Genomic DNA, 4,081 nt, shown 5'->3' with positions numbered 1-4,081 from the left:
ATTAGCATTCGCGATGCCGATAAGCAGCAACAGGATATCTCAGCCTTAAGCCGCGATACCGACAACGCGGCCAACAGCCTGACGCCGATTTTTGACAAGGAGAAAGAGCAGCAGCGGCTGGCGCAGGCGCAGGCCATTGCCCAAATCGGCACCCAGGTGCTGGATATTTACAGTACACAAGCGGCCATCACAGCAACAAAAACCGCCACGGAAAAACTGAAAGACCTGCAAACGCAGCAGGCCCTGAAACAGCAGGCCGAAGCGCAGCTGAAACAGGAAAACAGCGACCTCACAGCGGGATCCATTGCCGACCGGGCGCATAAAATCGCTTACGATGCGGCACTCAAGGCACAGGGCGCGGAAATTGGCGGCGGCCAGCGTCAGGCCGTCACTGCGGTGGTGACTGCCCTGCAAGGACTGGCCGGCGGGGATATTAAAGCGGCCATCGCCGGCGGCGCAGCGCCTTATCTGGCCAATGCCGTCAAAGACCTGACCTACGGCGGCAAGCCGTATGAGCAACTGACGGCCGAAGAGAAAGCCACCAATCTGCTGGCACACGCGATTTTGGGCGGCGTGATTGCCGAGATGAAAGGCGGCTCGGCGACTGCCGGTGCCGTGGGCGCAGCCGGTGGTGAACTGGCGGCCTCGGCGATTGCCGGTGCGCTTTATTCCGGCAAAACCATGAATGAACTTTCACCGGATGAGAAGGAAAAAGTCAGCAACTTGTCTACAATTGCAGGAGGACTGGCAGCGGGGCTGGTAACCGATTCCACGGCGGGTGGGGTGAGTGGGGCAGAGACAGCGAAGAATGCGGTTGAGAATAATGCAATGGGCGCACTGGCAGGTTCCAATCTGGGATTTTGGTTTGGTGACTCACCTGACTGTGATATGGCCTGTAAAGCGAATATTGAGAAAACCGTCGCTGATGCAAATCTGACGATATCCTTGGTATCAATGACCGTTGCAGGAGCAGCTCCAGGTGTATTACCCGCAGAAATGCTCGCAACAGGCCTGATAGGTGCAACTGCGAATACAGGCATTCAGTATGGATTCACAGGAACTGTTGATCCAAAAGATGTGGCGTTTGCGTTCTGGACCGGGGCCGTGACGGCGGAAACCGGCTTGCTGGGAACCATAGGTTGGAATGCCGGTATGGGAGGCTCATTAAGTGCTCTGAAAGGCGATGATCCCCTAATAGGCGCAGTGAGTGCCGGGATGGGGGCTGGATTTGGGTATGGAGCTGGCAAGACGTTGAATTATGGCCTCAATAAGACAGGCTTATGGTGGTCAGGAGGCTGGAATCCGAAATTCAATCCTAAATTGCAGGGTGGTGCGATACAAGGGCAATTAGGACTTTCGAAAGATATGAAACCACACCCTTTACCTGGCATTTTGGGAAATATGGGAGCTGCTGGTACAACAGAAGTAACAAACACTCTGATTCAAGGAGAGATTAAAGAAGATAAGGAGAAAGTTAATGCGGATGAAAAATAATCAACTAATGTTTGTGGTTATAACGAGCATTATGTGTGGTATCGCTATGTTTTTGATAATTATAATATCCTTTTTTATTGGTAGGTGTTTAATCTGGTGGTTCGTTAGTGGTGAATTTGTTTTTTCTCATGAGTATATAGAAACGGCTTTCAGAGTAGGTTTGATCACAGGGCCAATAGCTGGAATAGGGACTTGGTTCATAGTATACAAGTTACGTAGATAACATTGAGATCCCAGCCTAAAAGCTGGGATCTTCTTTTTATGGCTTTAGCCAGTTTAAGTAGCGTAAGCTTCTTAGTACTACAGCCGTAATCGCTCTGTAATCATAAAGTTATCCCGACGACGATAATGACATTGTTGTGCGCAGTATTGGTGTCGTCGTCGCCAGGATGACCAATGTAAAACCTGCTCGACAGTCTCTCCTGCCTTTTCCATCAATTTTGACAGTAGCCTACGCAGCTCAGCCACACTGAAGGCGATCAGTCCCGCCGGCGTTTTTTTCTCCCTTATCCGCAAGACCGCCAGAACCGCATGGGCCAGTATCTGAGTGAAGGTGTTAACAGCTTTAAAATTAAGGATGAAATAAACGGAGAGTATATACATTCTGAAATTGTCTTCGCTGACACAAGAACTGAGGTTGAAATTAGGTTAAAACCTTTTATATCCGTTAAGTGGGGAACATTAATTAGATAGTAAGAAATATCTGTCAGTGTGAACTGCATCCCAAAATCAGCACCTAACTGATTGAGATGCAGTTCATTGTATACGAGGTACAGCGGCGAACTGGCAGCCTCGGCGATTGCCGGCGTACTTTACGCCGGCAAAACCTGTAGTGGAGTAGGAATTTCGGATAATCTTGTGCAGGTTATCCGGTTTAATCACTTTCTAATGAAATGGTTTTTCAGGCGAGCAATACCGGAAGTTCAGCGCGCAATACGATCAAGCCATAGGCTGTTTCCAGCGTCACAGGATGATCCAATAAGCCGCTTTCTGTCAGCCAGTCACCCGCCAGATAAAGTTCGCCATTTTCGCGCACCCAATCTATCCCCTGATAAGGATGGTTTTCGGTATTGTGGGACAGCGTGGCGAGATCCGGCTCAGTTTCTGGTTCAATCAGTGACAGCATCAAGCCGTTGGTAAATTGTGCGATATGGAACAGTGCATCGGCCGAAAAACCCATTTGATTGAGCATATTGCCACTGATCACACATTCCGGCAATTCAGCAAAGTGAGATGAAAAATGAAGATCCATGAATACACTCCTTGTGACGATTGGGTTATTTTTACTGGCATAAATGCGAACCGCTTCCCAAAATGAAAAAATGGCAGTACAGGGAAGGGAAACGGTTCACTTTGTCTGTTGTGAATTTCTATTTTTTAATTATAAAGCAGTATGTTAACGGTTTTGTTTCAGTGGTGTTTTCTTTAATTCACCGGGAAATTGCCGCAACCAGTCGACAATGGCAATCTCATCCCACTCGCCTTGGTTCATGCTCTTGAGGCAGTGCCAGAGGGTATGTAAGTTTTGGGCGGTGATGATCAAACAGCCCGGCATCACCCTGATTTTTAACGGATCATTGACAGAAAATCCGGCTTCACTGAGCCAGTTTCCACTTAAGTTAATGGCGGGAATGGTGCGGTTAGGGCCTTTCGGGCGGTAAACAACTTTCTGATATCGTTCAGGTTGGGAAATTTTGTAAATGCAGGTTTCTGCATTAGAATGCGCGTTAGCCATAATAACTATTCCATGTAGTTGTTGCGGTTAGCGGTTTTATCGTGTTGTAGCACGGTAAAGCCGCGTTCAGATTTCACCGCCTACTTTACGCCTGCCTGCACAACTTTCCATCATCAATAAACACCTTTGCGAAGCTGCTCGCAAAATAAATACTGGATATACATCCAATATAAGAGAATATGTTAACTCACTCCGTAAATTATCTTTTTCGCCGAAAATATCCTTATTTTCATTTATATTCACTTTACTGCAAGATGCAGGGTTGATCTCAAAATTAATTATTAAAAATCAGTATAATAAGTGATTTATACTCATGCGCCTTCAAGTTTATTGGGGATATGATGAGAACATGTTTGGCATCTATGACAGGGAATAACATAAGAATCATACTTGATCATAAAAAACCAGTGTGCCAGCAAGATGCGGTTATCCAGCTGCGCGGGGCGAAACTGGAAGCCACCCGTCATCTCAGCCTGAGTGCGCGTGATAATCTGGATATTGCCGCCGCCAGAAGCACCACGACGGGGAACATTGCGGTTATTTCCGGGGCGATGGGCAACCGCACCCGCGACGGCATGGAAGAGGCCGGGCAGCGGATGGCGACCGTCAGCGGCGAGTGGCAACAGGCGCTGGGCAGTCAGCTTAATGCCGGAGGCAACCTCAGCCTGAGCGCCGGCCAGGACATCACGTTGCAGGGGAGCCAGGCCAACGCCGGGGGAACGGCTCAGGTACAGGCCGGCGGCAACGTGAAGCTGTTGGCGGAAACCACCACCAACAGCACGCAGCTGGAAGCCGACAGCCGGACCTCGTCGGTGAGTAACCGGCGTGAGGAAGACCGGCTGCACCTCAGTA

The 4,081-nt window shown here is 49.0% G+C and carries 5 protein-coding genes; 2 read left to right on the top strand and 3 right to left on the bottom strand.

The annotated features are described in order from the left end of the window. Positions 1-1,494, top strand: a 1,494-nt coding sequence (locus PSI17_RS16030; RefSeq protein ID WP_273552917.1) for a VENN motif pre-toxin domain-containing protein, incomplete at its 5' end; no start/stop codon positions are given. 300 nt (positions 1,495-1,794) lie between these two features. On the opposite strand, the gene PSI17_RS16025 is transcribed toward PSI17_RS16030, so the two are convergent. From PSI17_RS16025 to PSI17_RS16015, 3 genes are all read right to left on the bottom strand, one after another. Next, the gene (locus PSI17_RS16025) at positions 1,795-2,097 is read right to left on the bottom strand and encodes a hypothetical protein (protein ID WP_273552916.1); all 303 of its coding nucleotides are present in this window, start codon (positions 2,095-2,097) and stop codon (positions 1,795-1,797) included. A 298-nt stretch (positions 2,098-2,395) separates the two neighbouring features. Then, positions 2,396-2,746: a SymE family type I addiction module toxin gene (locus PSI17_RS16020; protein ID WP_273552915.1), complete on the bottom strand. Its 351-nt coding sequence runs from the start codon at positions 2,744-2,746 to the stop codon at positions 2,396-2,398. A gap of 144 nt (positions 2,747-2,890) precedes the next feature. Next, complete coding sequence (locus PSI17_RS16015; protein ID WP_273552914.1) at positions 2,891-3,229, bottom strand: SymE family type I addiction module toxin; 339 nt, start codon at positions 3,227-3,229, stop codon at positions 2,891-2,893. 338 nt (positions 3,230-3,567) lie between these two features. Here PSI17_RS16015 and PSI17_RS17490 point away from each other — a divergent pair. Further along, positions 3,568-4,081: hemagglutinin repeat-containing protein (locus PSI17_RS17490; RefSeq protein ID WP_443256039.1), on the top strand; the 514-nt coding region annotated here is incomplete at its 3' end.

Source organism: Xenorhabdus sp. IM139775, assembly GCF_028598745.1.
Classification (GTDB): Bacteria; Pseudomonadota; Gammaproteobacteria; order Enterobacterales; family Enterobacteriaceae; genus Xenorhabdus.
Note: the sequence above shows the minus strand (reverse complement) of the source record. Positions and strands in the feature narration are given on the sequence as shown.

What these genes read in the sequence shown, in the direction of transcription:
- PSI17_RS16025 (WP_273552916.1), bottom strand. Translation starts at nt 2,097, where the DNA reads ATGTATATACTCTCCGTTTATTTCATCCTTAATTTTAAAGCTGTTAAC.
- PSI17_RS16020 (WP_273552915.1), bottom strand. Translation starts at nt 2,746, where the DNA reads ATGGATCTTCATTTTTCATCTCACTTTGCTGAATTGCCGGAATGTGTG.
- PSI17_RS16015 (WP_273552914.1), bottom strand. Translation starts at nt 3,229, where the DNA reads ATGGCTAACGCGCATTCTAATGCAGAAACCTGCATTTACAAAATTTCC.